Raw genomic sequence first — 26,150 nt, 5'->3', positions numbered from 1 at the left:
AGACGAAGATGAACCTGCTGGTGATTGAAGACGATCCGGTACTCGGCAAGGCTTTGCAGAAGGGCTTAAACGAAGCCGGCCATGCCTGCGAATGGGTCCGGAACGGTCGTAAAGGTTTGGAAGAAGCACGGTCGCAACGCTTCGACGCTGTTGTGCTCGACCTGATGCTGCCCGATCTGCCCGGCGTCGACATCATGAAGTCCCTCCGCACGGAAGGGATCCGCACACCCGTTTTGATGCTGACCGCCATGGGCTCGGTCGAAGATCGCGTGATCGGCTTGAAGGCCGGCGCTGACGACTATCTCGTCAAGCCATTCGCATTCCCCGAGTTGATGGCGCGCCTGGAAGCCATAGGCCGCCGCGTCGCCGATCGCCCCAGTTCAACGATGAACGCCGGCCCGCTATCGCTCGACCTGACCAATCGCCGCGTGACGCGCGGCGGAGCAGAAATTTCGCTCACGCCCACCGAGTTCAGCCTGCTCGAATACCTAATTCGCTTTCAAGGTCAGGTGGTCACGCGCAAGATGTTGTGCGAACACTTGTGGGAATCGGACTGGGAAGGCGTGACCAACGTCGTGGAAGTGCACATCAATCGCCTGCGCGGTAAGATCGATCGCGGCTTCGATGAGCCGTTGATTCAGACTGTGCGGGGAAGAGGATATGTTCTTCGAGCGACTTAAAACCACCATTCGGTCGTTACGATTTCGACTGATGATGTGGAACGCGCTCGCGGTTCTCATCACGGGTTTGGCCATTCTGCTCACCGTTCGCCAGGGGCTTGAGTATCGCCTCAACTATGACCTTGAGCGGGTCCTGGGCGAAGATCTCGACGAAATCGCACTCAATTTGCAAGAAGAGCGCGGACTCGACTTCGAGCGATTGCACCGCGAACTTGATCGCAAAGCTCGCGGTCATGCCTATCATCAATGGTTCGTTCTATTTCTCGATCGCAAAGGCCAACCTGTCTGGACGAGTTCCGGCGCTCCTCCCTTGCCGCCGCTGACGCAGGTCTCGAATGCAACCTCGCTGAAGACCATTGGCGACTATCGACTAGCGATTCGCGAACTTGATGGAACTCGTGAGCGTGCACCGGTCGTGTGCGTCGGCTCGTCGATCGCCTTTATCGAACGAGACATGGCGAGCATCGATCGATTAGGCTTCCTCGTGGCCACTTCCCTGCTAATCGCCTCTCCACTCGCGGGGTACGTTCTCGCAGGTCGCGCTACTCGACCCTTGGCCCAGATGATGCAAACGACGGCCCGGCTGCGTCCGGCGGAAATGGGCGAGCGCCTGAAAGTGCGGGGGACGCAAGATGAACTCGACCAGTTGGCCGTGACGGTGAATGGCTTGCTCGATCGGCTCGCCGCGTACGTCAAGCAAAAGCACGATTTTCTTGCGAATGCCGCGCACGAGCTGCGGACTCCGCTCTCGGCGATTCGCAGCAGCGTCGAGGTAGCCCTGAGCGGCAATCGCACAGTCGACGAGTACAACGAACTGCTCGCCGAGGTGATTGATGAATGCTCGTCGCTCGAGACACTGGTGAATCAGCTGTTGCTGCTCGCCGAAACCGATGCCGAGCGGCCGACTGTCATGGACGGCGACGTTCGACTCGACACCTTGATTGCCCGCGCTGCGGAAATGTTTCAGGGAGTGGCAGAGTTCAGTGGTGTCAAACTGCGCGTCGAGAAGTTGCCCGTGGTCGTCGTGAATGGCAATCGCAGCTATCTGCGACAGGTGCTCAGTAACCTCATCGACAACGCGATCAAGTTCACCGCCAGTCATCACCAGCAGCCTTCCGAGAAGCAGGGGAGCAACGGCGGCCTGCGCGGCGAGATTGTGATCTCGATGCTGAAAGACTTCGCCAACCATCGAGCGGTGCTGACCATCGAAGACAACGGCCCAGGCATTGGTCCCGAGGATTTGCCGCACATCTTCGATCGCTTTTATCGCGTGGATCGCTCACGCATGCGGGGCACTCCCACAGGCGGAACCGGACTGGGTCTCAGCATTTGCCAGTCGATTATTCAAACGCATAGCGGTACGATTGAAGCCGAAAGTCGGCTCGACCAGGGAACCAAGTTCATCATCACTCTCCCGCTGGCGTCCAAGATCGCCAACGTCGCTGTCCCTTCGCAATGAACTCGTGATCTTCAGTCTGTATCCAAAGGAAGCCAAGATGGCAATCAAAGTAGGAGTGGTTGGTAGCGGGTTTGTGGGAGCGACAGCCGCGTATGCGATGGTGCAGCAAGGCGTCGGTCGCGAGATCGTGCTCGTCGACATGCGCAAAGAACGCGCGATCGCCGAAGCGCAAGACATTTCCCACGCAGTTCCTTTTTCGCAGCCGCTACTAGTGCGTGCGGGGGACTATGCAGATCTGTCCGGTGCGCAAGTAGTTGTCGTTGCTGCTGGCGTGGGACAGAAGCCAGGTGAGACTCGCCTGCAGCTGCTCGAACGAAACGCCGAAGTGTTTCGAAGCGTCATTCCGGCCATTCTGCAGGCCGCGCCCGACGCGGTGCTGCTCATTGCCACCAACCCCTGCGATGTGATGACGCATATCGCGGCGCACTTTGCCAGTTTGCACGGCGTACCCGCCTCGCGGGTGCTGGGCAGTGGCACAACGCTCGATACGGCCCGCTTTCGCACCCTGCTCAGCGAACAATTTGGCGTCGATTCGCATCACGTACACGGTTATGTGATCGGTGAGCATGGCGACTCCGAGGTGCTTACCTGGTCGCAAGCGACAATCGCCGGCATGCACCTGGAAGAGTTTGCCCAACTACGAAAACTCACCTATGACGATGCGTTACGCCAGCGAATCGATGTCGGGGTGAGACGGGCGGCCTATACCATCATCGAAGGGAAGGCAGCAACGTATTACGGCATTGGCGCTGCCATTGCGCGGATTGTCGATGTTATCGTGAACGATCAGCGGGCGATTCTGACCGTGGCCTCTCGCGTGGAAGACTATCAGGGACTGAGCGGGGTGACCTTCTCGCTGCCTCATCTCGTCGGCGGGGCAGGAGTGCTGGGCTGCATTCCCCTGCCACTGAACGAAGCGGAATCCGCCGCTCTGCGAAGATCGGCTGAAATCATCGATTCCGCCGCCCGCTCGTTGGCTGGCAAGCTCTAAACACAGAACATTGAATCATGACCGCGCACGGTCGTCGAAGGATTCCACGCCCCATTGAACTCGGGGCCGTTTCACGCGAACCTATCTTGAAGCAAGCGAGTCGTTCCAAGCAAGTGTTTTCGCGTTATTCCTGAGCCGGGAGTATTCTGGCTCTACTTCTGCAATCTGCCTTCTCACTTCTGCATTCCCCCATGATTTTGCTGATCGATAACTACGACTCCTTCACGTACAACCTGGTGCAGCGACTGGGGGAGATCGACGGGGCGCTCGATATTCAGGTCCATCGCAACGACCAGATCAGCTGCGACGAGATCGAGAAGCTGAAACCGACGCACCTGATTGTTTCGCCTGGGCCCTGTACGCCGACGGAAGCTGGCATCTCGGTAGAGTGCATTCAGCGGTTCATGGGCAAGATTCCGCTGCTGGGGGTTTGCCTGGGGCATCAATCGATCGGACAAGCGACCGGGGGCATCATCGTCCGGGCCAAGCGGCTGATGCACGGCAAGACCGATCAGATTTATCACGATGGCGTCGGTATGTTCGAAGGTCTACCGAATCCTGTGACCGCGACCCGGTATCACAGTTTGGTGATTCGGCCGGACACGCTCAATCCCGACTTTATTGTCTCCGCCTGGGCTGACGCTCCCGATGGCTCGCGCGAGATCATGGCGATTCGCCATAAGGAACTGCCGCTGGTCGGCGTGCAGTTTCACCCCGAGAGCTTCTTGACCGAGTATGGTCATCAGATGCTGGGGCAGTTTCTGAAGATGCGGGTCAAGTCATGATCAGCGTCGAGCAGGCACTCGAACTGGTCCTGCAACATGCGGGGAAGTTGCAACGCTGCCGTCAAGCAAACTTGTCCGCAGCGCTCGGTTGCGTGCTGGGCGAGGACATTCCCAGCGATGTCGATTCGCCGCCGCACGACAAGGCAATCGTCGATGGCTATGCACTTCATACGGCCGACTTGAGCGGTGAAAACGAGCTTGTAATCTGCGAACGGATCTTCGCCGGCATGGTGCCAACCAAACCGCTGGAACCGGGCCACGCGACACAGATCATGACCGGCGCGCCGATCCCCGAGAACTGCGGAGCCGTGGTGATGGTCGAAAAGACCAGCGAGCGGAAGGATGGAGGGCGAGAACTTGTTTCGCTCCGTGAGCGGGACATTCGCCCCGGGCAGAATATCATCCGCCGTGGCCAATCGATGAAGCTCAATGACGTGGTGTTGCGGCAGGGAGCGCTGCTGCGGGCCATTGAACTGGGTTTGCTCGCCGAAGTAGGCAGAGATACGGTCTGGACACTCCTCGATCCAGCTGTGGCCATTCTGGCGACCGGCGACGAGATTGTTCCGCACAGCGAGAAACCACCGCCGGGCAAGATTCGCAACAGCAACAGCAGTCTGCTCGCGAACCTAGTGCTGCAAGCCGGCGGACTGCCCGACGAAATGGACATCGTCCCCGATCAGGCCGAGGCCCTGCTCGCCGCCATCGAGAGCAATCTCGATCACGACGCGATCTTGCTCTCGGGGGGCGTTTCGGCGGGTGTTCACGACTTGGTTCCCGCCGCGCTCGCCAAGGCGGGCGTGAAGCAGGTCTTTCATCATGTGAACCTGAAGCCGGGGAAGCCGCTCTGGTTTGGCTTCTTCGAGCGGGGCGATAATCAGCCACCTTGTCTGGTGTTTGGCTTGCCGGGCAATCCGGTCAGCGGATTAGTCTGTTTCGAACTGTTTGTCCGCCCGGCCTTGCAAAAGATGCGCTGGCAGAAGCCGATTGGCCTGCCATTCCAGCGAGGAACCTTGGCGGTCGAACACAAGCATCGAGGAGACCGACCCGCTTATTGGCCCGCCCAATATGAGCCCGAAACCGGCGAAATCCTGCCATTGTCGTGGCAAGGTTCGGGAGACTTGCGGGCCCTCGCGGCAGCGAATGCGTTGGCTCATTTCCCCGGTGGTGATCGCGTTTGGCCGGTCGGCGAAGAGCTCACGGCGTATCTGTTGCCGCTCAGTTCGTAAGAGGTATGCGACCACCAGCTCGGTGAAGAGTTGGCGAATTTGTGTCACAATCCATCAGCAGACGTTGACTTCACCCGACGAGCACTTAACATAACTCGTGCTGGTCTATCCCACCTTAGATTCTCTCCCGCCCGCCAATCTCACCAGCCTGCAATCCGCCCGATTGCTGCCCACCGACAATTTCCCGCCAGACACTGCCGTGAAACTTCGCTTGATCAGCCAGGATCCTCTGGCCTCGCCGCGTGAGATCGTGCTCGAACACTTCCCCGCCGATATCGGCCGGGGTGTTGACGTTTCGTTGCGTATTGACGATCGCTGGATCAGCCGGCGGCACTGTCAGCTGAACGTCGAGGGTAACGAACTGCTCGTGCGCGATCTCGGTTCGCGTCACGGCACCTATGTCAACGGCCAGCCGATCGATCAGGCTCGCCTGCTTCCCGGCAACGAACTGTGCCTCGGCTTGAGTCACTTCCTGGTCGATCTGCTTCCGGAAGAAGCACTCGTTTCGGCTGGTCACGATTCCGGTGAGCTCGACCTGCCCATGCCGGGCAACAGTCGCCGCGTGATGGCGATGGCTTACTAGTTCGACGCCTGTTTAATCGACTGTAACGTTAGTCGACCGTATCGGTCGGCACCATTGGCAACACGGGCTTCGCCGGGGCATTTGGATCGGGCTTTACGGGCGGCGGCTGACCTTCGCAGGGGACCGTCATTCCTAACCCTTCTCGCCAGGTGTAATCAACCGTGTAGGGCTCCCAGCCAGCGAGAACGCCCATTTCGTCGCACACACTGCGAGCAGCGACATAGGCGTCGAAGCTGTCGTTCCAGACCAAAAAGCGAATGTAGAACTTGTCGCCATGCTTGGCCTGCAACGATTTGAGACCGCGGCGGAGATTCGAACTGGCAGCGGTTGCCTGTTGTGGAGATTCGCCCCCCGTGGGCTTCAGTTCAAAGACGATATACAGATTGAAATTGATGACGGCCAACTGAACGCGAAAGTTGGCGTCGAACACACGCGAGTTCTTGTTAAAGGTTTCGACCAGTTTCTGGCAGTCGATCTTGCCATCCTTGGTTTTCATCGCTGGTTGACGAAGCAGCAGTTCCACTTGCTTCTTGCAGCGGTCACGAATCTCCGTAGGGAGGAAGGGGACGATCTGACCATCGCGCACGATGACGCGATACTGCGTGGCACCGGTGGGGGCTTCGCGCGGATTCGGCAAACTGACAATCTTGGCCGGCGGTGCCGCGACAACTTCTGTCTTCTCCAGCAAAGCCTTCAAGCGAGCCAATTCGTCTTCGGTGGCGAGTAGTTTGGCAGCCAGTTCCTTCGACTTCTTCTCATTTTCGTCAACCTTGGTCGTAGTCTCTTGAACCTTCTCGAGCGGAACGATTTCCGCTGGCTTTTGCTGTTTCAAGGCTTCGATCTGCGAGAGTAAGACGCCGAAGTTCTCCGAGGGTTCCGTCGTGGTTGGCTTGGGAAGTTTGCTGGCCAGCTGCTCCCGCTGCTTGCGCAGCTGTTCTGCCTGTTGCTGGGCCTTGGCCAAGTCGGCCTCCGAAACATTTAGCTGCGAAGGATCAATATCCAGGATGCGCTGCACGGCACTTTGCACGTTGAGCGTGGTGAGCATGAGCACCATCACCAGCACCCCCACCACATTGGTGAGCGTGTCGAGGAGCGAATCGAGATTCATGCCGGCTTCGCCACCCTTGCGTCTTGCCATGATGCTTCACTTTCCTTGAAACAGGGTGAGGTCGAGCTTGCCTTGCGAACCAATGGCCAATTTACCGTTGGTAACGGCCCGATTGCGGGCCACGCCGCGAGCCGAGTTATACGTACCGACTCCGTCCGGACGAATCAGGAAGACCACCGTTGCCTTCGCATCGGACTTGACCTTGTCGAGCAATTTGATGAACTCCGCGTGACCACCCATTTGAGCTTTGGGAATTCGTAAGGGCTGCGCGCGATCGTGCAGGACGATGCTTTCTGCCGCGCATTCTACAAACACTGGTGTCAAGTCGGAGCCCGTACCGCTCGGCTGAATTTGCACCTGTGCTTCCTGCGGCGGTGCCTTGCTCTTGGCCAATTGTTCTTGCAGCTTGGCCAATTGCTCAAGCAATGGCTTGAGGCGCTCGTCCAGTTCTTTGTTTTCCTTCAACAATTGCTCGAGCCGAATGATCTTGGCGGCCAGTTCGATTTGACGCTGGCTTGCCGTCTCTTGATTGGTTTTGGTAGTCGCTTGCAGTTCTGCCAGTTCTTTTTTGGCTGCGGCGATATTCTCAGCGACGATCGACGCTTCCTTTTGGGCCGATTCCAGCTGTGCGATCTTCGCCTGCAACGCTTTTAAGGCATCGAGATCCAGCTTGGCCTGGTCACGCAGCTTCTTATATTCAGCGGCGCGGGCTTTGGCTTCTTCTGCCGCTTGAGCTGCTGATGCGGCATCTGCCTGGGCCTGAGGATTGTCTTTCCCAATCTGGCCGAGCGTGATGGCGGTGATCATCAGCACCAAGATTCCGATCACTGCAGCCAGAATGCTGAGGAAGGGAAACAGGCTGACTGAGTCGTCGATATTTGCCTTTTTTGCCATGAGCGAAGCGAGCGAGATGAGTCCGATTTACAACAAAGGCGAGATCACTTACCTCCGGCTGAACCAACCTTTTCTGGCCGGATGCTGAACTTGAATCACCACCTGCTTGCCGTTGAGTTGGCTCAAAGTTTCGTTCAGATTGAGCACCGCTTGCTGTAAGAGCCCCATTTGCTCTTCCAGCATTTGCGTCGATTGTTGCACGATGGCAGTCACCTGCTGTTGGTTGCTGGAAACGGCGGCAGCCTGCTGCTCGGCCGCGCGGGCTGCCCAGTTCGTTTGCTCTTGCTGTGCCTGGCTGAGGTTCTGTGTGACGGCCGCGATCTGAGTGGTTAGTTCTCCCAACGAGAGCACGGCCGTGTTGATCTCTCCCAAGCGCTCGGCATGCTGCGATTGCACGCCCTGCTGCATCTGATTCCAGCCTTGCGAGATCTCTGCGGTCAGCTCTTTGCCAATCTCTCGCAAGCGGGCCGTCCAAGCGCGCAGTTCTGCCTGATGGGGAACCAGCGCAGCATTGATCGCCTTCTGCAACGTGGCGTCGCTCGCAGTCGCCGGCGTGCCGGCGTCTTCGTCAAGCAACCGCTTCAGTAGGTTTTCGTTGCAATAGTCCTCGACCCAGTTCAACAGATCCTCTTCGGCCTTTTGCAGAGAACTGGCAGGGAACTTGAGCAGCAGACTCATAATGAGCGCCACCAACGTCGTATCGAATGCGACCCCCAGGCCGCCCGTGATCGCTCCCAGTGACTTCTTAATGCTCTCGACATCGGCGGCCGCTTCCAAGCTGCCGGAGAGATTACCCACGGCATCGCCGAGCCCCTGCACCGTGCCAATAAAGCCGAGAATCGGAATCGCCCAGATGAAGACGTTCAGCAGTGAGTAACTTGAACTGACTGCGTTGTTGTCGAGTTCTGCTTGCGACGAAAGCATCGTCGACACTTCCGACGAACTGCCGCGCACACCGTAGTGTTCCAGGCCACGCAACACGCGCCGCGCTAGAAAACTAGCTCCGGTATCGACCGGCAAACTGCGAATGTTTTCGGTGAAGGCATTCAGATTCTGCCGCGAGATATCTTTGCCAATACTCTCTGGTAGCAAGTCGAACAGCATGGACTCGCGCTGCTTGTGAAGCTTGCGAGATTTGAAGATCAAAATCGCAACTGCCCAGAACATCAAGAACGCTTCGGCAATGGTGACCCAGCCGCGTTCGAAGAACAGATCGCGGAAATACATTCGGGGAAGCGGGGCGAGAATCGCGTAGAACGTCACCGTCAACAACAGGCCAATGGCTGCCGTCCAGATCAGGCTGACATTGGTCCCGTCGTCGTTACTGGCGTGCTGCTTTTCTTTCGGCTTGGCCTTGGCCTTCTTGGTTCCGCTGGTTGCGGGCGCAGCAACCGCTTGAGTGGCAAATGCAGAGGCGGCAGGAGCCGATACCATTTGAATTGGGTTGGCAGCAGTTGGAGCGGGCTTTGTTCCCAAGGTGTTCAGATCGATGGATGCCAAATCGAGCGGCGCTAACGGGTCAGGTTCCGCCGGGGCAGGCTGAGGTACTTTTACCTGATGTTTGCAGTAGGGGCAGCGAGCGTTTCGTCCAGCAAGTTCCTCTTTGACGCGAAGACTCTTGCTGCAGTGGGGACAAGCAAAGTTAAAATACATGGCACTCGTATGATTTCGACCAACGACGCGAAAACTAGAACCCTGCAAGCCCGCCCGTCACTTGCAGAAGCTTCAGTCTAGTCAGTTTTGAGCAAGCCGTTTTGGTCATTTCGAGGGAGCCGTTTCGTGAATTCTCCGCAACTTGCTTCGTACACAGAGGTCACTACAACCGTCATTGGCCGCACAACCCGCCAATAAACTCTGGCGGAACTGGCGATCGTAGGTCTGCCAGCAACCAGACTCAGCGCGAGCGCGCCGGCGTGTCGAAGAAACGAGAGACACCGTAAAAGGTGTCCAGGGCAAGGACGCGCCCACGCACGAAGATGAACCCGCAAGCAGCCTCATGAAGGGCTGCAATTGGCGCGTCATGCTTGAGCCTCGTAATCTCCGACTCGATCTCACCGCGCTAGGGCTGGTAGCGGTCATCATTTTCTTGACGTGCGCTCTCGTCACCTATCATCCCAACGATTCCGTCGGTCCACTGCCGCCGCCGTTTGGTTTGCTGATTCAGCCCGAGACACTTTCGATTCCGCCCAACGACATCACGCACAACGCGTGTGGTTTTTGGGGCAGCCTGGCCGCGAATCTCCTCTTCACCACGTTCGGCTACGGTGCTTACTACCTACTGGGCACGCTGGCCCTGATTGATTTTCATCTGCTGCGGCGGCGACAAATTGACCGGCCGCTACTGCGCGGCGTTGGTTGGATTTTGTCGCTGGCGGGCGCGACCACGATTATCGCGGTGATGTTGCCGAGCGTCTCGCCCGGACCAGTCATTGGCGCGGGTGGCTACGTTGGTGCCCTGGGCAAGGCGATGGTGGAAGCCCATTTTGCGACGGCCGGTGGCCTGATCTTGATGACCAGCATCACCATCGGCGGCCTGATTCTCTGCACCGACGATACGGTGGTGCAAGTCGCCCGCAGCGTGGCCGATTTGGCGAACAACGGCCAGCGAATCTTCAACCGCACGACGGATGCGGTTGCCGAAGCGGCCGCTGCCAAGGCCAGCAAGCGCACGCGCAGCGACCTGGACGCGAACTCCGTTCCCGACGACGCAGCCTCGCCGCTCAAGCTCAAGGGCAAGAACAAGCTGGTCCTCAACAAGGAAGAAGCGGCCAAATCGCCCGTCTCGCTATCGCAGCCTGATGACGAAGTCGACGAAGACGTGCCCGCGCTGCCGATCAAGGCTGTGGGCAAGACCGCGGCCACAGCCGCCGTCGCTCCTGTGGCTTCCCCAGCAGCGGCAACCGGCAATGCCGCTCAGCCTGATAGCATCTTTAAAGTTCGCAATCCCCTCGAGAAGCGCAAGGAGATGAGCGAGCGCGAAAAGCTCAATATCGACGAAACCAATCCGCTCGGCGAAGAAGAGTACCAGCTGCCGAGCATCGAACTGCTCCAGCACGGTAAAGACATCGATTACGACAAGCAGGCCACCGAGGTCCGTCGCAAGGCGAAGATCCTGGAGAAGACGTTTGCCGACTTCGGCTTCAACGTAAAGGTTGTCGAAATCGAAACTGGCCCCGTTATCGCTCAATACGAGGTCGAGCTCGAGGCCGGGTTGCGGTTGTCGAAAATTACCAACCTGGCCGATGACCTAGCGATCGCCCTGCGCGTACCGAGCGTCCGCATCGTCGCCCCGATTCCCGGCAAGAACACGGTCGGCATCGAAGTTCCCAACGAAGATCGGCAAGTGGTTTGCCTGCGCGAAGTGATCGAAGAGTCGCAGTCGAACTCCAAGGTCAAGAAGATGCCGATCCCACTCTACTTGGGCAAAGACGTGAGTGGTAACGCGATGGTCGCCGACCTGGCTGCCTTGCCACACTTGCTCATTGCGGGTCGCACCGGTACCGGTAAGTCGGTCTGCTTGAATACGATCATCACCTCGATCCTGATGACGCGCGGTCCCGATGAAGTGCGGATGCTGATGATTGATCCCAAAATGGTCGAACTCAGCGGTTATGGCCGGCTGCCGCATTTGATGCATCCGGTCGTGACCGACATGCGCAAAGCCGAGGCGATCCTCGCCTGGGCCGTCGACAAGATGGAAGAGCGCTACACGCTGTTGGCCCGCGCGGGTGTCCGACATCTGTCTGGCTACAACCAGCTCGGCGAAGAAGAGTTGATGGACCGGTTACAGCCAGAGAACGACGAAGAGCGTCAAAGCATTCCGCTGCAGTTGCCGTACATCGTGATCGTCGCGGACGAGCTCGCCGACTTGATGATGACGTCGGGCAAGGAAGTGGAAACGCACATTATCCGCCTGTCGCAAAAGTCCCGTGCGGTCGGTATCCACTTGATCCTTGCCACGCAAAAACCGACGGTCGACGTCATCACGGGTTTGATCAAGTCGAACTTGCCCGCTCGTATCGCGTTCCAGGTTGCCAGCCGTACGGACAGCCGCGTGATTCTCGATGAAATGGGTGCCGACAAACTGCTCGGCATGGGTGACATGTTGTTCTTGTGGCCGGGCACGAGCACGCTCTTGCGTGGCCAGGGAACTTGGGTTTCGGATGATGAAATCAACTCCGTTGTCGCGCATTGCAGCAAGCGTGGTAAGCAAAACTTCGTTCACGAGCTGGTGAACATCAAGATTAAGGATGAGGAAGGGGCGGAGCCAGCCAAGCCAGGCGCGCTGAAGAAGCGTGATGAGCTGTACGAATCGGCCGTCGATCTCGTCGTGCGTGAACAGCGCGGCAGTGTCTCGCTATTGCAACGAGCCTTGGGCATTGGTTACGGCCGAGCGGCCCGGCTGATCGACTTCATGGCCGAGGACGGCATCGTTGGTCAGTACAACGGCAGCCAGGCGCGCGAAATCTTGATGACTGTTGCTGACTGGGAACGAATGCAAGGTGCCAGTGAAGAAGAGGAGCCAGCCAAGCCTGCCTCGCGCAAGGGTGCCAAAGCCGATGGCGCATCTAGTAAACGGAACAAGGTAACCCCGGCACCGTACGTATCGGAGGCCCCGCCCGAGATGCCCACGGCGAAAAAGTCACGCACTGTCACCCTGGTCCACGAAGAGAAGGAAGAACTGGACGACGAGCCTGAAGAAGAACTCGCCGACGATGACACCGATGCCTTCGCCGAGGCGGAAGAGTCCGAGGACGAAGACATCAAAGGCTATGGCGAGGAAGACGAGGCGGCGGACGACGACGCGGAAGAGATGGGCGACGAGGAAGAAGACGACGACGGCCATCACTTCCGGGCCGAAAGTGCGTAGAATCGTGGGCGATGCTTACTCAACACACGATTGACATTCGCGTCCGCTACCAAGAGACCGACGGCCAGGGGCGGGTCCACCACGCCAACTATCTCAAGTGGTTCGAACTCGGCCGAGTCGAACTGCTGCGGGCTGCCGGGCACAGCTACAAAGAGCTGGAAGCTGCCGGAGTGCTGCTGGTGGTCTCCGAAGTCCACCTGGAGTACTTTCAGGGGGCTGAGTTCGACGATCTTTTGCAGCTGACCACCATCACCGAGCGAGCCAAGGGGGCCCGCATCGAGCATCGATACGAAATCCACCGTGACGGCAAGCTGGTCTGCCGCGGCCGCAGCACCGTGGCCTGCATCGACCGCAGCGGAAAGGTCACCCGTCTTCCGGGGTGGTTACTAGTCCAGCCAGCCGAGTAGAATCAGCGTCTTGCGGGCTGTTCGGTGGAATGTGCGCGGTTTCTTCGCGCAATCTTAACAATCCACTGGTAGCGTGCTGAGAAAGAAATCGGCATATTACGAGCCCCTCGAAGGAACCTCTCGATGTACACGAAGTCATCTCTCGCCCTGGCATTCACGCTATCGCTAGCGGCCGTATTGGGCTGCAGCTGCAACAAAGCCCCCTCGGGGCCCAGTAATGCCCAGAATTCGACTGCCGTCGACCCCAGCCTGGAAAAGGCTGCCGAGAAATTCGGCGACGATAAGCTCACCGGCAAGGTTCTGATTGACGGTTCCAGCACCGTCTTTCCCGTGACCGAGGCTGTGGCCGAAGAGTTCAAGGGAGCAGTTCCGAACGTGCAAGTGACCGTCGGTATCTCGGGCACGGGCGGCGGTTTCAAGAAGTTTTCTCGGGGTGAAACCGACGTATCCAACGCTTCTCGTCCCATCCTGAAGGCCGAGGCCGAAGCTGCTGCCAAAGAAGGGATTGAGTTTGTCGAACTGCCCGTCTGCTACGACGCCCTGACTGTTGCCGTTCATCCTTCGTGCGACTGGATCAAAGACGACACGATCACGGTTGAACAACTGAAGGCGATTTGGGAGCCAGCCGCCGAAGGAAAGATCAAGAAGTGGAATCAGGTCGATCCTTCGTGGCCCGATGCCGAAATCAAGCTGTTTGGCCCTGGTGCAGACTCGGGTACGTTTGACTACTTCACGGAAGTGATCTGCGGCAAAGCGAAGCAAAGCCGCGGCGACTTCACCGCCAGCGAAGACGACAATACGCTCGTCCAAGGCATTTCGGGCGATAAGCATGCTTTGGGCTATTTGCCCTATGCTTACTACGAACCCAACATTGCCAAGATGAAGGCCTTGAAGATCAAGAAGGGGGAGAATGCCATTGCCCCGAGTGCTGCTACGGTTAAGGACGGTTCGTACCCGCTGTCGCGGCCGCTGTTCGTCTACATCAGCTTGAAGTCGCTGGAACGCCCTGAAGTGCAGAAGTTCAGCGAGTTCTATCTCGATACCATCACGGCTCTCGCGACCGAAGTGAAGTACGTTCCCTTCGAGTCGGCGCTATACGACTTGGTGAAGGATCGCCTGGCCAAGAAGAAAACGGGGTCGATGTTTGGTGGCGATGCTGAAACGCACCAATCGCTGGAAGAAGCCTTGAAAGCAGCCCAGTAACGACTCGCTGCCAACGATAGTCTCGGCGAACTGCTCGAGACTGGAGCTCCGACTTGAGCAATCCTGCACCGGCCAAGATCAAGCGACTGCGCAAACGGACTGCTGCCAGCAATCGGCAGCGGATGTGGCGGGAAGTGCGCGAACGTGGCATTGAGGCCCTGCTATTCATGGCAGCGGCCCTTTCGGTGCTAGTGACCGTCGGTATCGTGGGCGTGTTGCTTTACGAATCGGCGCAGTTCTTTCGGCACGTCTCGGTCTTTGAGTTTCTGACTGGCACCGTCTGGACACCCTCGTTTGCGAATCCAAAATTCGGCATTCTGCCGCTCGTCTCCGGCACGCTGCTTACAACGGGTGTTGCCCTGGCCGTAGCCTTGCCCGTTGGCACGGTCGTGGCCATCTATCTCAGTGAGTTTGCTCCGTTTGCCGTCCGCGAGTTCCTCAAGCCAATGCTGGAACTGCTGAGTGCAGTGCCGACGGTTGTTTACGGCTACTTTGCCATTGGTTTCGTGGCCCCGATGCTGCAGCAGGTGATTCCCGATCTGCCCACGTTCAGCGTGCTCAGTGCCGGACTGGTCATGGGAATCATGATCATTCCCTACGTCAGTTCGCTTAGCGAAGACGCCATGCGCAGTGTGCCGATGCTGCTGCGAGAAGGCTCGTACGCGCTCGGTGCCAATAAGATTCGTACTGCCTTGGGCGTGGTGTTTCCTAGTGCTCTCTCGGGCATAGGAGCGGCCTACATTCTCGGCATTTCGCGCGCCATCGGCGAAACGATGATCGTGGCGATTGCGGCCGGTATGCAACCCAAACTCACGATGAATCCGACCGAGCCCGCCGCGACCATGACCGCCTTTATCGTGCAGGTCAGCCTGGGCGATGCAGCCCACGGCAGCGTCGAGTATCAATCGATTTTCGCTACTGGCCTGATGCTGTTTTTGATGACTCTCACGTTTAACATTCTCGGTTATGGACTGCGGCGACGATTCCATCAGGCCTACTAAGGGCCAGAGGAAAAGGATACTGCACCTGCAATGCTCAATAGCTCGCGACTGATTCTTCGTGGCCGTCGCCAGGATGTAATCTTTAACATCATCGGCATCCTCTTCACGCTCGTGGGCATCGTCACGCTCGCGGTTCTCGTGATCGACCTGATGATCGACGGCTTGCCGCGTCTCAGCTATCAGTTCATGACTTCGTTCCCTTCCCGCCGTCCCGAGAATGCCGGCATTCTCTCGGCCTGGGTCGGTACCCTGATGGTCATTTCCGTCACGCTGGCGACGGCCGTTCCCATTGGTGTCGCAGCGGCTGTGTACTTGGAAGAGTACGCGCCGAAGAACTGGGTCACCACGCTGATCGAAATTAACATTTCCAATCTGGCCGGCGTCCCTTCGATCATCTATGGCCTGATGGCGCTCGGCCTGCTCGTCTATCAGTTCCGCCTGGGACGCAGTGTGCTCGTGGGCGGCTTGACGCTCGCCCTGCTGGTGTTGCCGATTGTGATCGTGGCCACGCGTGAGGCAATTCGAGCGATCCCGGGCAATATTCGCGAAGCAGCTTACGCGGCGGGAGCGACCAAGTGGCAAGTGATTCGCTTCCACTTGATTCCCTATTCGATGGGCGGCATCGCGACGGGTACCATCATCGCCATGTCACGAGCCATCGGCGAAACGGCCCCGCTCATCACGATTGGTGCTTTGTCCTACGTGGCCTATTTGCCGCCTCCACCGGTGCAAACCACGGCCCCGTTTGTAAATACCGAATGGCTGCACAGTGGCTTCACGGTGTTGCCGATCCAAATGTTCAACTGGGTTTCGCGCCCTCAGGCCAAGTTTCACGAAAACGCGGCGGCGACCGGCCTGGTGCTGATTGTCTTCACGCTGGCGATCAACGGCGTGGCGATGTACCTTCGATATCGAATCCGCAAGAACCTGAAATGGTAGTTTGCCAAAGCAAGTTACCCGCTGGCCGGCTGGAACCATGAGTACGCAAGTGACGACACCCCTGAACGATCCACCGCGCGTCACCAGCGAGCTCAAAGCTGATGTGCGTAAAGTGAACTTTCACTATGGCGAACGCCACGCGCTGAAGAACATCTCACTGCCGGTTCCCATGCGCAGCGTGACGGCACTCATCGGCCCTTCGGGCTGCGGCAAGAGCACACTACTGCGGTGCTTTAACCGGATGCACGATCTCTATCCCAACAATCGGTACGAGGGAGAGATCATTTTGCATCCCAGCAACGTGAACATCCTCAGCCCGTCCGTCGATCCGATGGAAATGCGACTGAAGACCGGCATGGTCTTTCAAAAGCCCAATCCGTTTCCCAAGTCGATCTTCGAGAACGTCGCTTACGGTCTGCGGCTGCGCATGATCAACGACCGTAAGGTGCTGCAAGAGAAGGTCGAGCAGTCTCTGCAGGCAGCGGCCCTGTGGGACGAAGTGAAGGACCGGCTGAATCACAGCGCCGTGAAGCTCTCGGGCGGACAGCAGCAGCGGCTCTGCGTCGCCCGTGCTTTAGCCACCGAACCAGAATTGTTGTTGCTCGACGAGCCCACTTCTGCGCTCGATCCGATCGCCACGTCCAAAATCGAAGACATGGTTTTCGCCCTCAAGGAAAGCGTCACGATTCTGATCGTCACGCACAACATGGAGCAAGCCGCTCGCATCGCCGACTTCACCGCCTTCATGTACCTGGGCGAGCTCGTCGAGTACGGTCCGACGTCACAGATCTTTCAGAACCCCAAGAACCCACTGACCGAAAAGTACCTGACAGGAACATTCGGGTAGGCCTGGTGCGGCGGGCTAAACGGCAGGACCCCCCCCCTTTAGAGGGTCGTTCACAAACCAGGGCGTGCTGGCGAGCAGCATCTGCAGTATCTCTCGGGCGCGGCGCACATTTGCGTTCGCACCCCCCCCGGGTTTGTGAACACCGTTTTTCTGAACCAAGCACCGGCAGAGAAACTTACGCCGAAAAGCGAGGGCTTAAGCGGACGGCGTGCGCAGGTACGAAACGATGAAGAGCGTGCCGAGGAGCAGGTCGATACAGGCGAACGGCACGATCATGAAGTTGAGTCGCTGCTGCAGGAACAGGACGATGCAGGCGATGCCGAAGGAGTACTTTTCAACGACTGCCGGCAGCATCATGAGACGGTAGCGGACCGGGTCGCGAGCAATCACCAGGAAGGCGAGTTGCCAGGCGATGGCAACTCCCAAGAACCCGTAGAAGAACTCGGGATGGGTGATGGCCGGGGTGTATTGGTGCCGACCAGCTTTTCCATGAACAACTGGGGCGTGAGGCAGAGGAGCCCATACACGCCCGCGACGCCGAAAGTCCAACGGGCAAATCGCATGACAGAACCTTCCTACTATCCCCGCTGCTGAATCGTGCCAGAACTCAGATTGTCGCTCACGTCGGTTGCGATTCGTGGCGTGATCGCTGTGCCGGGAACAACCAGCGGGCCTGGCGAGTTGGCGTCCATGATCTTCTTCAACTCATCGGCGTCGACCGACTCCACTTCAATCAAGCGGCGCGTCAGTGCTTCCAGCGAACTACGGCGAACCTCCAGGATGTGGCGGACACGTTCGTTCGCCTCATCCAGGATGCGGCGAACTTCCTGATCGATTTCGCGCTGGGTTTGTTCGCTGGCGTGACTGGTGTACTCTTCGCCGGCGGCTGCGGCGAGGAAGGGGCTGCGATGGCTCTGCTTGTAGCAGACGCGGCCCAGGCGGCTCATGCCGTACTGCATGACCATGTTGCGGGCAATTTCCGACGCTCGCTCCAGGTCGTTCGAGGCACCCGTGGAGATATCGCTGTAGATCATCTCTTCGGCGAGGGTGCCGCCAAACAAGACCTGAATGCGGCTCTCGAGTTCCGATTGGGTCATTAAGAAGCGATCGCCCTCAGGACGCTGCATGGTGTAACCCAGGGCGGCGAGACCACGGGGAATGATCGAAACCTTATGCACCGGATCGGTATTCGGCAGGCTATAAGCAACCAGCGCGTGACCACTTTCGTGATAGGCGACGCGGAGCTTTTCTTCGTCGTTCATCACCCGCTGTTTCTTTTCGAGGCCCGCGGTGACGCGTTCGACGCCGTCGTTGAACTCAGCCATCCCGACCGAGTTCTTTTCCTTGCGAGCGGCAAGTAGGGCCGCTTCGTTCACCAAATTCGCTAGATCGGCACCGACGAAGCCGGGCGTAATTGCAGCGATTTCTCGCAGCTCCACCAGCGGGTCAAGCTTCACTTGCTTCACGTGGACCTTGAGGATGTCTTCGCGGCCTTTGATATCGGGACGGTCGACCAGCACGTGGCGATCGAAGCGGCCAGGACGGAGCAAAGCTGGGTCGAGAGTTTCGGGACGGTTGGTGGCGGCCATGACAATGACGCCGCTGTTGGAACCAAAGCCATCCATTTCGACGAGCAAGGCATTGAGGGTTTGTTCGCGTTCGTCGTGACCGCCCATTTGGCCGTTACCGCGGCTTTTACCCAAAGCGTCGAGTTCGTCGATGAAGATGATGCACGGGGCTTTCGACTCGGCTTGTTGGAACATATCCCGGACCCGGGCAGCACCCACGCCGACGAACATTTCGACGAAGTCGGAACCCGACAAACTATAGAACGGCACACCCGCTTCGCCCGCAATCGCTTTGGCGAGCAGGGTCTTGCCAGTTCCCGGCGGGCCAACCAGCAGCACGCCCTTCGGGATGCGACCGCCCAAGCGTTGGTACTTTTCCGGCTGACGCAGGAAGTCGACGACTTCGCGAACTTCTTCGACCGCTTCGTCGATGCCAGCGACATCGTTAAAGGTCACTCCGAGGTCTTCCTGAGCGTACAGCTTGCCGCGGCTGCGACCAAACGACATCGGCGAACCAGCGCCGGCCAGGCGGCGGACCATGATGTAGATCACGAGCAGGCCGATCAGAATCGACAGGATGTAGGGGGAAGCTTGCTCCAGAGGATGCGGCGGCCCAGCTTCTGAATAATCGACTCCGCTGGCCAGAACGGCTTTCTCAAACTCGTTCCGGGTGTGGCTCAGCGGCGGAGCCAGAAACGCCATGATGCGAACTTTGTCTTTCGTCTGGCTGCCGTCCGGCTGCATCACGCCGCCACCTTTGGCAGCAACCAGCGGAGACTTCGAAACAACGGCCGTTGCGTAGCGATCGTCCAGCTTTAGTGAGCGGATCTTGGAGTAGCGGTAAGTGGTGCCAGTTCGCTCGTCACGGATATCGATGTAGCCCAGCGGTTCTTTGCTGGCTTCGACCAGCCGCTGAAGATCCTTGGCGTCCATGGGCTCGTGAAAGAACCGGTTCGTCACCACGACGGCCAGCACACCTGCCAGCAGCACCAAGATGACGATGGCGAACAGGTTCATGCCCGACATGCCGCCCTTGTCCATGCCAGAACGACCGGGCCCGTTTTCGTTGCTCATGCTCATTCCTTGCGGGTAGATCTGCGGGGAGCGAAGGGCTCCGCTGGCAGACCGGTTTTCACAGGTGCGGAACCGTGTTCCTGAAACCGTGTTGTGGTGAGTGTTCCGCTACGTTTGCAGAGAGGCTACTTCCTCAGTATAACGTCCCCCTCACTTTATGCACCTGCATGGAGTAGTTCATGTTGCTGTCAAACGGGCTGACCCCTACAATTGGCAGCCGTACGCAAACTGAAGTGGCAATCGACTTTAGGCCATCGCATTTCGGACGAAGTCAGGGTTTGCTTGGAGCATTTTTCCTGCTTTTGCTGGACACCTCATCGACCTGTACCGGCCACCAATACTCCGCATGACTTTGCCCGAGTCCGCTACCTCTGCCCACGAACAATCAGCGCCTACCGCTGTCCGCAATCTTGCCATTCTCGGATCGACCGGCAGCATCGGCCAAAGCACGCTCGAAGTCGTGCGCAGCTCGGGCGGTCGCTTGAAGGTTGCGGCACTCAGTGCTCACTCCAATACCGACCAACTCTGCCGGCAAGCACTGGAGTTTCGGCCCCGTTGGGTAATTCCCACCGAACCGGCCGCGGCCCAGCGTTGCAATTGGTCAGCCCTGAATGGCATTAGCGAGGTCGTCTGCTCGGCCGATGCGATGCAGCGGGTAGTGCAGCATCCCGATGTTGACGTCGTGGTCGCGGCGATCGTGGGAAGCGCCGGTTTGGACGGAACCTGGGCCGCTCTGGAAGCCGGCAAAACCGTTGCCCTCGCTAATAAAGAAACACTCGTCATGGCCGGCCCGCTGGTGATGCCGCTGGCGGCCAGCCGCAATGCCAAGATCCTGCCCATCGATAGCGAACACAGTGCAGTGTTCCAAGCGTTGGCAGCCGGGCGACGACAGGATCTACGGCGTATCATTCTCACAGCGAGCGGCGGTCCGTTTCGCCAGTTCACCACCGAGCAGATGTCGCAGGTGACGGTTGAGCAGGCGCTCGCCCATCCGACGTGGCGAATGGGGCCCAAGATCACGGTTGATAGTGCGACCATGATGAACAAGGCCCTGGAAATCATTGAGGCTCGGTGGCTATTCGATTTACCGCCAGATCAGATCGAAGTCGTGGTTCACCCCCAATCGGTGGTCCATTCTTTGGTAGAATTCAACGACGGATCGGTTGTAGCCCAACTCAGCCCGCCTGATATGAAGCTGCCGATACAATACGCCCTCACCTGGCCCGAGCGGCGAGAGTCGCCCGCGCGCAAGGTCGACTGGAGTACTGCTTGGAAGCTGGAGTTTGAGCCGCCCGACGAAAACCGCTTTCCTGCCCTCGCGTTGGGCAAAGAAGTGGCCAAAGTAGGCGGCACCGCGGGAGCAGTTCTCAACGCGGCCAACGAAGCGGCAGTGGCTCGGTTTCTGAAAGGGGAGATTCCCTTTCTGCAAATCGTCCCTTTGTGCCGAAAAGTCATCGATCATCATTCCTACGATCCCTCGCCTACCCTCAGCCAATTGATGAAGCTGGACATTTGGGCGCGGGAGGAGGTTCAACGGTGGATTGGTTAGTTTTCGATAGTTCGTTCTTGCTCGCAGCCGCTACAGCGGCCAGTGAGCCCACGACGCTCTCCTGGCTGCTTAGCACGGTCCAAAGCCTGTTCTATGTCGCCATCGGCTTGGGCTTTGTTATCTTCGTCCACGAGCTCGGGCACTTTCTCGTCGCCAAAGCTTGCGGCGTGAAGTGCGAGAAGTTCTACGTGGGCTTCGACTTTCTGGAGATCCCCATTCCGTTCACGCCGTGGAAGATTCCACGCTCGCTGTGGAAGATGCAGATCGGCGAAACCGAGTACGGCATCGGCAGCTTGCCCTTGGGCGGCTACGTGAAGATGCTCGGCCAAGACGACGATCCGCGCAACGCCGAAACCGAAGCCGAACGAACCAAGGCCATCGCCAGCGGCACCGCTGCCGAAGGTCTCGTTTCGGGCACGAGCGTTGAGCAGTCGACTGCTGAAGGCCTGACGTTGGGATCGACCATCGAGAAGATCGGCGAGAAGGCTCTGCATGTCCCACCGACGCATTCGGCTGCTGCGGCCGATGTGCCACCGCCGAATGCCGTCGCTGTGAAGAACGCCGAAGGGAAGACCATTTACCTCGATCCTCGCAGCTACACGGCCAAGTCGGTTCCTGCCCGCATGGCTATCATCTCGGCCGGCGTAATCATGAACGCGATCTTCGCGGTAGTCTTCGCCACCATCGCCTACAAGATGGGCGTGCTCGAAATGCCTGCAGGCGTCGGCGGCTCCGTGCCGGGCGATCCAGCCTGGCAGGCCGGACTGGAACCGGGCAGCAAGATCATCGCCTTTGGCAAAGATTCGAAGCCTTATGAGCACTTGCGATGGGAAGACCTCATGCGCAATATCGTGCTCAATGGCAAGAAGGCCGATCTGGCCATTCAAGTGCGGGAAGCCAGCGGCAAAGAGACCTGGTACGACGTCAAGCCAGTTAAACACGAAGGAAATAAGTTCCCGACGGTGGGTGTAACTCCGCTGCGTAGCTCGGAACTGTATGTCGCTTCCGAAGCCGAACAAAAGAAGGGACAGAAACTTGGTGTTTCGGTCACGAGCATCCCGCTGAAGACCGACGACAAGATCGTCGCCGTCAACGGCCAAAAAGTAACGAGCGGTGCCCAGATCGCCGCGCTGCTGGTGCAGAATCCCCAAGGCAAACTGACTCTGACCGTCGAACGCACCCCGGAACTGCCCCCTGGCACCGACCCCAAGGCCAAGAAGCCAGATCCTGAAGTGCTGGAAGTGACCGTTGAAGCCTCGCCAGTTCGCGAACTGGGCGTGGTGCTCGGCTTGGGACCGATTGCCTCCGTTCGCAAAGGAAGCCCTGCGGAAACAGCTGGCTTCCAAGTTGGCGACCAAATCGAAACGATCGGTGGTGAGCCGGCCGGCGATCCTCTGTCTCTCGGTCAGCGCTTGCTCGATCGCGTCGGCCAGCAAGTGACGGTAGTCGTCAACCGCGCGGGACAGGACAACAAGCGCGAACAGAAGGAGTTGACCGCCACGCTGGAACAGCCCCTCAACTTGTTCCCCCTCAGCAGTTATGTGAACTCAGGCTTTGCTGCGGCGGAAACGCTCGGCATTGCCTTCGAACTCGTGCCCGTTGTCGCAGAAGTCCCTGCCGATGGACCGGCTGCCAAGCAAGATATCAAACCCGGCGACAAGCTGATCTCGGCCTCGTTTGTGCTTCCCGAAGTCGGCCAGCCGAGCGAAGAGGACAAGACACTTTCGAAGCTCAAGATTGACCTCGAAAAGACCCCGAACCAATGGCTCAAACTGCTGGCCCAGGTGCAATCTGCGAAGGCTGAATACCCCGTAAGACTCGAATTCATGCGGGGCGACAAGCTCTCGTCGGTCGATATCGTTCCTGCTGCTTCGAAGACCCACTTCGACGAAGCGCGTGGCCTGTGGCTGCAAAATGACTCGGGGATCCACATCGCCGACAACTGGAGCGAAGCCTTCTCGCTCGGCCTGCGCGAAACGAAGGAACGCATTCAAGAGGTGCTGCTTGTGTTGCATCGCCTGGTGACGTTCCAGCTGTCGCCGACGAATCTCTCGGGTCCGCCCGGCATCCTGCGAGCGGCAACCACGGTAGCCTCACACGGCATTCCCGCGATGTTGCTGTTTCTCACGATGCTGAGTGCGAACCTGGCCGTGATTAACTTCCTGCCGATCCCCGTGCTCGATGGCGGCCACATGGTGTTCCTCGCAGCCGAGTGGGTACGCGGTAAGCCAGTTGACGCCGAGCTACAGTACAAGTTGACGTTAGCCGGTTTGTTCTTCCTGCTGTCGCTGATGGTCTTTGCCTCGGCGATGGACGTGGGGCGATTCCTCTACGGCTAACGACCGATGGCCGCGAGCGTCAGCGGCCGAAGAGTATTTATGTGTCATTATGGGCCGAGTATCTCTCGGCCCATCCTTTTTTCTTAACGCTGCTTACCCATGTCCGAAAACCCAGCCTCCCTGCTCGAAACCTTCGACAATCAGTTCCCGCAGCGCGATTACGTCATCGAAATCGTCTGTCCGGAATTCACCTCGGTTTGCCCCAAGACGGGCCAGCCCGATTTCGGCACGCTGACTTTCACCTACACGCCTGAGAAGAAGTGCGTGGAACTCAAGAGCCTGAAGATGTACCTGCAAAGCTTCCGCAACCAGGGCATCTTCTACGAGAACATCACCAACAGCATTCTCAACGACCTGGTGGCCGCGCTGCAGCCTCGCCGGATGAAGCTGGTCGCTTCGTTTACTCCCCGCGGCGGCATCTCGACCAGCGTAACCGTCGTCCACGAGCAGTAAGCGAACTTCGCTATTCGTAGCCGAAACGCGAGAAGTAGCCGGCCCAGCGGCGGCGGATTTCGGCTTCGGTTTCGGCATCCATTTGATGCTTGTTGGTCTGATAGTCTTTTTGCGTTTGCATGTAGGCGGCGATCTTATCGCGCACGGGATCGAAGTTCCCGAGATTCAACCGCTCGTAGATTTGTTCGCACTGGCCGACGGGGTCCTTCACCAGGTCCTCGTACTTCAGTTCGTACAAGTCGCCAGCGGGGATCTCGATCCGCTGCTTTTCGTAGCCGCGATACATCCGCTCGCCACAATCAAACACATACTCTCGCAGGTTCTTGTGCCGGGCTACTTGCAAGCCTTGCACGTCGTCGAGCGATTCCCACAACCGCGTGGTAGAGGGGAATAGCGCGAACGGGTTGCGGGCGATGTGAATGAACTTCGCGCCGGGAAACCACTGCGCCAAGTGACCAATGCGGCCGGTATGCGGCGGCGATTTGAGCAGCAGTTGCTTTTGCTTGGTTTGCAGGGTAATCAGCTTGGCGAACCAGACGAGCGCGGTCTTGAAGCGTTCGAGATCGGCGGGCGATGTTTCATCCAGGTTGAGCAGGTCGGTGTAATCGCCGGGCATGTCGTTGGGAAAGGCCATGCGGGCGTAAGGCGTCGGCGCACCAAGGGCCAGCAGAGCGAACTCGTCTTCTTGCGGCCGCTGAAAGCCGGCGGCCATGTTGTCCATCGGTCGCTGCGAGGGGACTAACCAACCCATGTGCTTACCGATGAGCCACTCGGTGACAAACGTATGGTGCGGTGCCATGCACTGATAGGTGTTGGGCGTCGCGAACCGCGAATCGAGATGGAGCAGTTCGTGCAACAACGTCGTACCGCTGCGCCAGTGTCCCACGATAAACACTGGCGGCGTTTCGATTCGCGTCCGTTCGATGTAGCGGCCAAACCACAGATGTTGCAGCAATGCTGCGGCCGAATTGAACGGCGTCGTCGCCGTGATCATCGCGGCCATCGGCATCCGAAACGGATGAACGCGAAAATTGTGACGAGCGAGCAGCTTGCACCAGTCGGTGATGCGTAGGGCGTGCCAGAACCGCGGACTATACCAGGGGTAGGTATTCATCTTCGGCTTCTTCGCCGGAATATTGGCCGCAGGTTTTTCGATCGAGGCGGGCTTGGGCAGACTGCTCATGCGCATTCACTGGATACTGAAGAGGTCGCGACGTCAGCCGGGTGGACTTCGATTGTCGCGGTGGCCATATCGCGGGCGTGATAACTGCTGCGGACGAACGGCCCGCTCGCAACTTCGACAAAGCCCATTCGCTTGGCGGCTTTGCCGAGAAAATCGAACTCTTCCGGCGGCACGTAACGCACCACAGGCAGGTAATGATCGGCAGATGTGGCACTCGGCATCAGGTACTGGCCCAGTGTGAGCAGGTCGCAACCCACGCCGCGCAGATCGGCCAGCACTTCGAACAATTCGTCGGTCGTTTCACCGAGGCCCAGCATCAGGCCGCTCTTGGTCTTAATCGTGGGATCGAGTTCTTTGATCTTCTTCAGCAAATGAAGAGTCCAGCGATAGTCTGACTTGGGACCACGGACCTTGCGATACAAGCGAGGAACCGTCTCGGTGTTGTGATTGAAGACTTCGGGCTTCGACGCTACGACGCGGGCAATCGCCGCATCGTTGTTGAGAAAGTCCGGCGTCAGCACTTCGACCGCAGCGCCCGTCTTTTCTCGCACGGCCAGCACGCATTGATAAAAATGTTCCGCGCCGCCATCGGGCAGGTCGTCGCGCGTGACAGACGTGATCACCACATGCTTCAGGCCCAATCGCAACGACGCTTCGGCTAGGCGGGCGGGTTCATCACTCTCAACAGCCTGCGTTCGACCGCGAGCGACGGCGCAAAAGCCACAAGGCCTTGTGCAGACGTTGCCGAGGATCATGAACGTGGCCGTGCGCTGCGAATAGCACTCCATGCGATTCGGGCACTTAGCATTATCGCAAACAGTCTCGAGTTTCAGTTCGTCGAGCAGACCTTGAGTCTGATGATTGAAATTCCCCTTGGGAACTTCTCGCTTTAGCCAGCGTGGCAAGCGGCGCATATCAGCGGCAGGTTCTTCACCCGCGATAGCACCGGCGGGCGTGGCGCAGCCCGACGAACACTCGCTGGTCGGTTCGC

General features: G+C 58.4%; 22 protein-coding genes. 15 read left to right on the top strand and 7 right to left on the bottom strand.

Translation table 11 applies throughout. The features are described 5' to 3' along the window. The first annotated feature begins 8 nt into the window (after positions 1 to 8). The 6 genes from NA78x_RS15520 to NA78x_RS15495 all read left to right on the top strand — a co-directional run bounded on the left by NA78x_RS15520 (position 9) and on the right by NA78x_RS15495 (position 5,724). Positions 9 to 680: a response regulator transcription factor gene (locus tag NA78x_RS15520; protein WP_425619363.1), complete on the top strand. Its 672-nt coding sequence runs from the start codon at positions 9 to 11 to the stop codon at positions 678 to 680. A 31-nt stretch (positions 681 to 711) separates the two neighbouring features. Continuing rightward, the gene (locus NA78x_RS15515; protein ID WP_425619362.1) at positions 712 to 2,139 is read left to right on the top strand and encodes a sensor histidine kinase; all 1,428 of its coding nucleotides are present in this window, start codon (positions 712 to 714) and stop codon (positions 2,137 to 2,139) included. A 37-nt stretch (positions 2,140 to 2,176) separates the two neighbouring features. Continuing rightward, positions 2,177 to 3,130 (top strand): L-lactate dehydrogenase, encoded by a 954-nt coding sequence (locus NA78x_RS15510; RefSeq protein WP_425619361.1) that lies wholly within the window; start codon positions 2,177 to 2,179, stop codon positions 3,128 to 3,130. A gap of 191 nt (positions 3,131 to 3,321) precedes the next feature. Then, positions 3,322 to 3,915 (top strand): anthranilate synthase component II, encoded by a 594-nt coding sequence (locus tag NA78x_RS15505; protein ID WP_425619360.1) that lies wholly within the window; start codon positions 3,322 to 3,324, stop codon positions 3,913 to 3,915. Further along, positions 3,912 to 5,141: a gephyrin-like molybdotransferase Glp gene (glp, locus tag NA78x_RS15500; protein WP_425619359.1), complete on the top strand. Its 1,230-nt coding sequence runs from the start codon at positions 3,912 to 3,914 to the stop codon at positions 5,139 to 5,141. Before NA78x_RS15505 ends, glp begins: the two co-directional genes overlap by 4 nt. Before the next feature lie 199 nt (positions 5,142 to 5,340). Next, positions 5,341 to 5,724, top strand: coding sequence for an FHA domain-containing protein (locus NA78x_RS15495; protein ID WP_425619358.1), 384 nt, complete (start codon positions 5,341 to 5,343; stop codon positions 5,722 to 5,724). Between the two features lie 28 nt (positions 5,725 to 5,752). Here the strand turns inward: NA78x_RS15495 and NA78x_RS15490 are convergent, their stop codons facing one another. From NA78x_RS15490 to NA78x_RS15480, 3 genes are read right to left on the bottom strand one after another with little or no spacing between them, the layout of a single operon-like run. Beyond that, positions 5,753 to 6,862, bottom strand: a complete 1,110-nt coding sequence (locus NA78x_RS15490; RefSeq protein WP_425619357.1) for a hypothetical protein — start codon at positions 6,860 to 6,862, stop codon at positions 5,753 to 5,755. 6 nt (positions 6,863 to 6,868) lie between these two features. Further along, a complete protein-coding gene (locus NA78x_RS15485; RefSeq protein ID WP_425619356.1) occupies positions 6,869 to 7,726 on the bottom strand; it encodes a hypothetical protein in 858 nt (285 codons plus the stop codon). 48 nt (positions 7,727 to 7,774) lie between these two features. Beyond that, positions 7,775 to 9,160 carry a MotA/TolQ/ExbB proton channel family protein gene (locus tag NA78x_RS15480; RefSeq protein WP_425619355.1) on the bottom strand — a complete coding sequence of 462 codons (1,386 nt, stop codon included), beginning with the start codon at positions 9,158 to 9,160 and terminating at the stop codon, positions 7,775 to 7,777. A gap of 562 nt (positions 9,161 to 9,722) precedes the next feature. On the opposite strand from NA78x_RS15480, the gene NA78x_RS15475 reads away from it, so the two are divergent. The 6 genes from NA78x_RS15475 to pstB all read left to right on the top strand — a co-directional run bounded on the left by NA78x_RS15475 (position 9,723) and on the right by pstB (position 16,993). Then, the gene (locus NA78x_RS15475) at positions 9,723 to 12,596 is read left to right on the top strand and encodes a DNA translocase FtsK (RefSeq protein ID WP_425619354.1); all 2,874 of its coding nucleotides are present in this window, start codon (positions 9,723 to 9,725) and stop codon (positions 12,594 to 12,596) included. Between the two features lie 11 nt (positions 12,597 to 12,607). Beyond that, positions 12,608 to 13,003, top strand: a complete 396-nt coding sequence (locus tag NA78x_RS15470) for an acyl-CoA thioesterase (RefSeq protein ID WP_425619353.1) — start codon at positions 12,608 to 12,610, stop codon at positions 13,001 to 13,003. A 123-nt stretch (positions 13,004 to 13,126) separates the two neighbouring features. Further along, the gene (locus NA78x_RS15465; protein ID WP_425619352.1) at positions 13,127 to 14,206 is read left to right on the top strand and encodes a PstS family phosphate ABC transporter substrate-binding protein; all 1,080 of its coding nucleotides are present in this window, start codon (positions 13,127 to 13,129) and stop codon (positions 14,204 to 14,206) included. Between the two features lie 53 nt (positions 14,207 to 14,259). Beyond that, on the top strand, positions 14,260 to 15,207 hold the full coding sequence (gene pstC, locus NA78x_RS15460; protein ID WP_425619351.1) for a phosphate ABC transporter permease subunit PstC: 948 nt from the start codon (positions 14,260 to 14,262) through the stop codon (positions 15,205 to 15,207). Between the two features lie 30 nt (positions 15,208 to 15,237). Beyond that, complete coding sequence (gene pstA / locus NA78x_RS15455) at positions 15,238 to 16,146, top strand: phosphate ABC transporter permease PstA (RefSeq protein ID WP_425619350.1); 909 nt, start codon at positions 15,238 to 15,240, stop codon at positions 16,144 to 16,146. Between the two features lie 37 nt (positions 16,147 to 16,183). Continuing rightward, complete coding sequence (gene pstB, locus NA78x_RS15450; RefSeq protein WP_425619349.1) at positions 16,184 to 16,993, top strand: phosphate ABC transporter ATP-binding protein PstB; 810 nt, start codon at positions 16,184 to 16,186, stop codon at positions 16,991 to 16,993. A 195-nt stretch (positions 16,994 to 17,188) separates the two neighbouring features. Here the strand turns inward: pstB and NA78x_RS15445 are convergent, their stop codons facing one another. Both NA78x_RS15445 and ftsH read right to left on the bottom strand, forming a co-directional pair. Continuing rightward, positions 17,189 to 17,542 (bottom strand): hypothetical protein, encoded by a 354-nt coding sequence (locus tag NA78x_RS15445; protein WP_425619348.1) that lies wholly within the window; start codon positions 17,540 to 17,542, stop codon positions 17,189 to 17,191. Positions 17,543 to 17,571: 29 nt separating this feature from the next. Further along, entirely contained in the window at positions 17,572 to 19,635 is a 2,064-nt protein-coding gene (gene ftsH / locus NA78x_RS15440) for an ATP-dependent zinc metalloprotease FtsH (protein ID WP_425619347.1), read from the bottom strand. Between the two features lie 346 nt (positions 19,636 to 19,981). Here ftsH and dxr point away from each other — a divergent pair, with 346 nt between their 5' ends. The 3 genes from dxr to queF all read left to right on the top strand — a co-directional run bounded on the left by dxr (position 19,982) and on the right by queF (position 23,976). Continuing rightward, complete coding sequence (gene dxr / locus NA78x_RS15435; protein WP_425619346.1) at positions 19,982 to 21,184, top strand: 1-deoxy-D-xylulose-5-phosphate reductoisomerase; 1,203 nt, start codon at positions 19,982 to 19,984, stop codon at positions 21,182 to 21,184. Next, a complete protein-coding gene (locus NA78x_RS15430; protein WP_425619345.1) occupies positions 21,172 to 23,523 on the top strand; it encodes a site-2 protease family protein in 2,352 nt (783 codons plus the stop codon). Before dxr ends, NA78x_RS15430 begins: the two co-directional genes overlap by 13 nt. Before the next feature lie 99 nt (positions 23,524 to 23,622). Continuing rightward, on the top strand, positions 23,623 to 23,976 hold the full coding sequence (gene queF, locus NA78x_RS15425; RefSeq protein ID WP_425619344.1) for a preQ(1) synthase: 354 nt from the start codon (positions 23,623 to 23,625) through the stop codon (positions 23,974 to 23,976). Between the two features lie 10 nt (positions 23,977 to 23,986). Here the strand turns inward: queF and NA78x_RS15420 are convergent, their stop codons facing one another. Beyond that, positions 23,987 to 25,159, bottom strand: a complete 1,173-nt coding sequence (locus tag NA78x_RS15420; protein WP_425619343.1) for a sulfotransferase family protein — start codon at positions 25,157 to 25,159, stop codon at positions 23,987 to 23,989. After that, on the bottom strand, positions 25,156 to 26,100 hold the full coding sequence (gene lipA / locus NA78x_RS15415) for a lipoyl synthase (RefSeq protein ID WP_425619453.1): 945 nt from the start codon (positions 26,098 to 26,100) through the stop codon (positions 25,156 to 25,158). Before lipA ends, NA78x_RS15420 begins: the two co-directional genes overlap by 4 nt. Between the last annotated feature and the right edge of the window lie 50 nt (positions 26,101 to 26,150).

Origin of the sequence: Anatilimnocola aquadivae (genome assembly GCF_049819085.1) — a bacterium.
Lineage (GTDB): Bacteria > Planctomycetota > Planctomycetia > Pirellulales > Pirellulaceae > Anatilimnocola.
Note: the sequence above shows the minus strand (reverse complement) of the source record. Positions and strands in the feature narration are given on the sequence as shown.

What these genes read in the sequence shown, in the direction of transcription:
- NA78x_RS15510 (WP_425619361.1), top strand. Translation starts at nt 2,177, where the DNA reads ATGGCAATCAAAGTAGGAGTGGTTGGTAGCGGGTTTGTGGGAGCGACA.
- NA78x_RS15470 (WP_425619353.1), top strand. Translation starts at nt 12,608, where the DNA reads ATGCTTACTCAACACACGATTGACATTCGCGTCCGCTACCAAGAGACC.
- dxr (WP_425619346.1), top strand. Translation starts at nt 19,982, where the DNA reads ATGACTTTGCCCGAGTCCGCTACCTCTGCCCACGAACAATCAGCGCCT.
- NA78x_RS15515 (WP_425619362.1), top strand. Translation starts at nt 712, where the DNA reads ATGATGTGGAACGCGCTCGCGGTTCTCATCACGGGTTTGGCCATTCTG.
- NA78x_RS15465 (WP_425619352.1), top strand. Translation starts at nt 13,127, where the DNA reads ATGTACACGAAGTCATCTCTCGCCCTGGCATTCACGCTATCGCTAGCG.
- pstA (WP_425619350.1), top strand. Translation starts at nt 15,238, where the DNA reads ATGCTCAATAGCTCGCGACTGATTCTTCGTGGCCGTCGCCAGGATGTA.
- NA78x_RS15520 (WP_425619363.1), top strand. Translation starts at nt 9, where the DNA reads ATGAACCTGCTGGTGATTGAAGACGATCCGGTACTCGGCAAGGCTTTG.
- NA78x_RS15420 (WP_425619343.1), bottom strand. Translation starts at nt 25,159, where the DNA reads ATGAGCAGTCTGCCCAAGCCCGCCTCGATCGAAAAACCTGCGGCCAAT.
- queF (WP_425619344.1), top strand. Translation starts at nt 23,623, where the DNA reads ATGTCCGAAAACCCAGCCTCCCTGCTCGAAACCTTCGACAATCAGTTC.
- NA78x_RS15475 (WP_425619354.1), top strand. Translation starts at nt 9,723, where the DNA reads ATGAAGGGCTGCAATTGGCGCGTCATGCTTGAGCCTCGTAATCTCCGA.
- pstB (WP_425619349.1), top strand. Translation starts at nt 16,184, where the DNA reads ATGAGTACGCAAGTGACGACACCCCTGAACGATCCACCGCGCGTCACC.
- ftsH (WP_425619347.1), bottom strand. Translation starts at nt 19,635, where the DNA reads ATGAGCAACGAAAACGGGCCCGGTCGTTCTGGCATGGACAAGGGCGGC.
- NA78x_RS15480 (WP_425619355.1), bottom strand. Translation starts at nt 9,160, where the DNA reads ATGGTATCGGCTCCTGCCGCCTCTGCATTTGCCACTCAAGCGGTTGCT.
- NA78x_RS15490 (WP_425619357.1), bottom strand. Translation starts at nt 6,862, where the DNA reads ATGGCAAGACGCAAGGGTGGCGAAGCCGGCATGAATCTCGATTCGCTC.
- NA78x_RS15485 (WP_425619356.1), bottom strand. Translation starts at nt 7,726, where the DNA reads ATGGCAAAAAAGGCAAATATCGACGACTCAGTCAGCCTGTTTCCCTTC.
- glp (WP_425619359.1), top strand. Translation starts at nt 3,912, where the DNA reads ATGATCAGCGTCGAGCAGGCACTCGAACTGGTCCTGCAACATGCGGGG.
- NA78x_RS15505 (WP_425619360.1), top strand. Translation starts at nt 3,322, where the DNA reads ATGATTTTGCTGATCGATAACTACGACTCCTTCACGTACAACCTGGTG.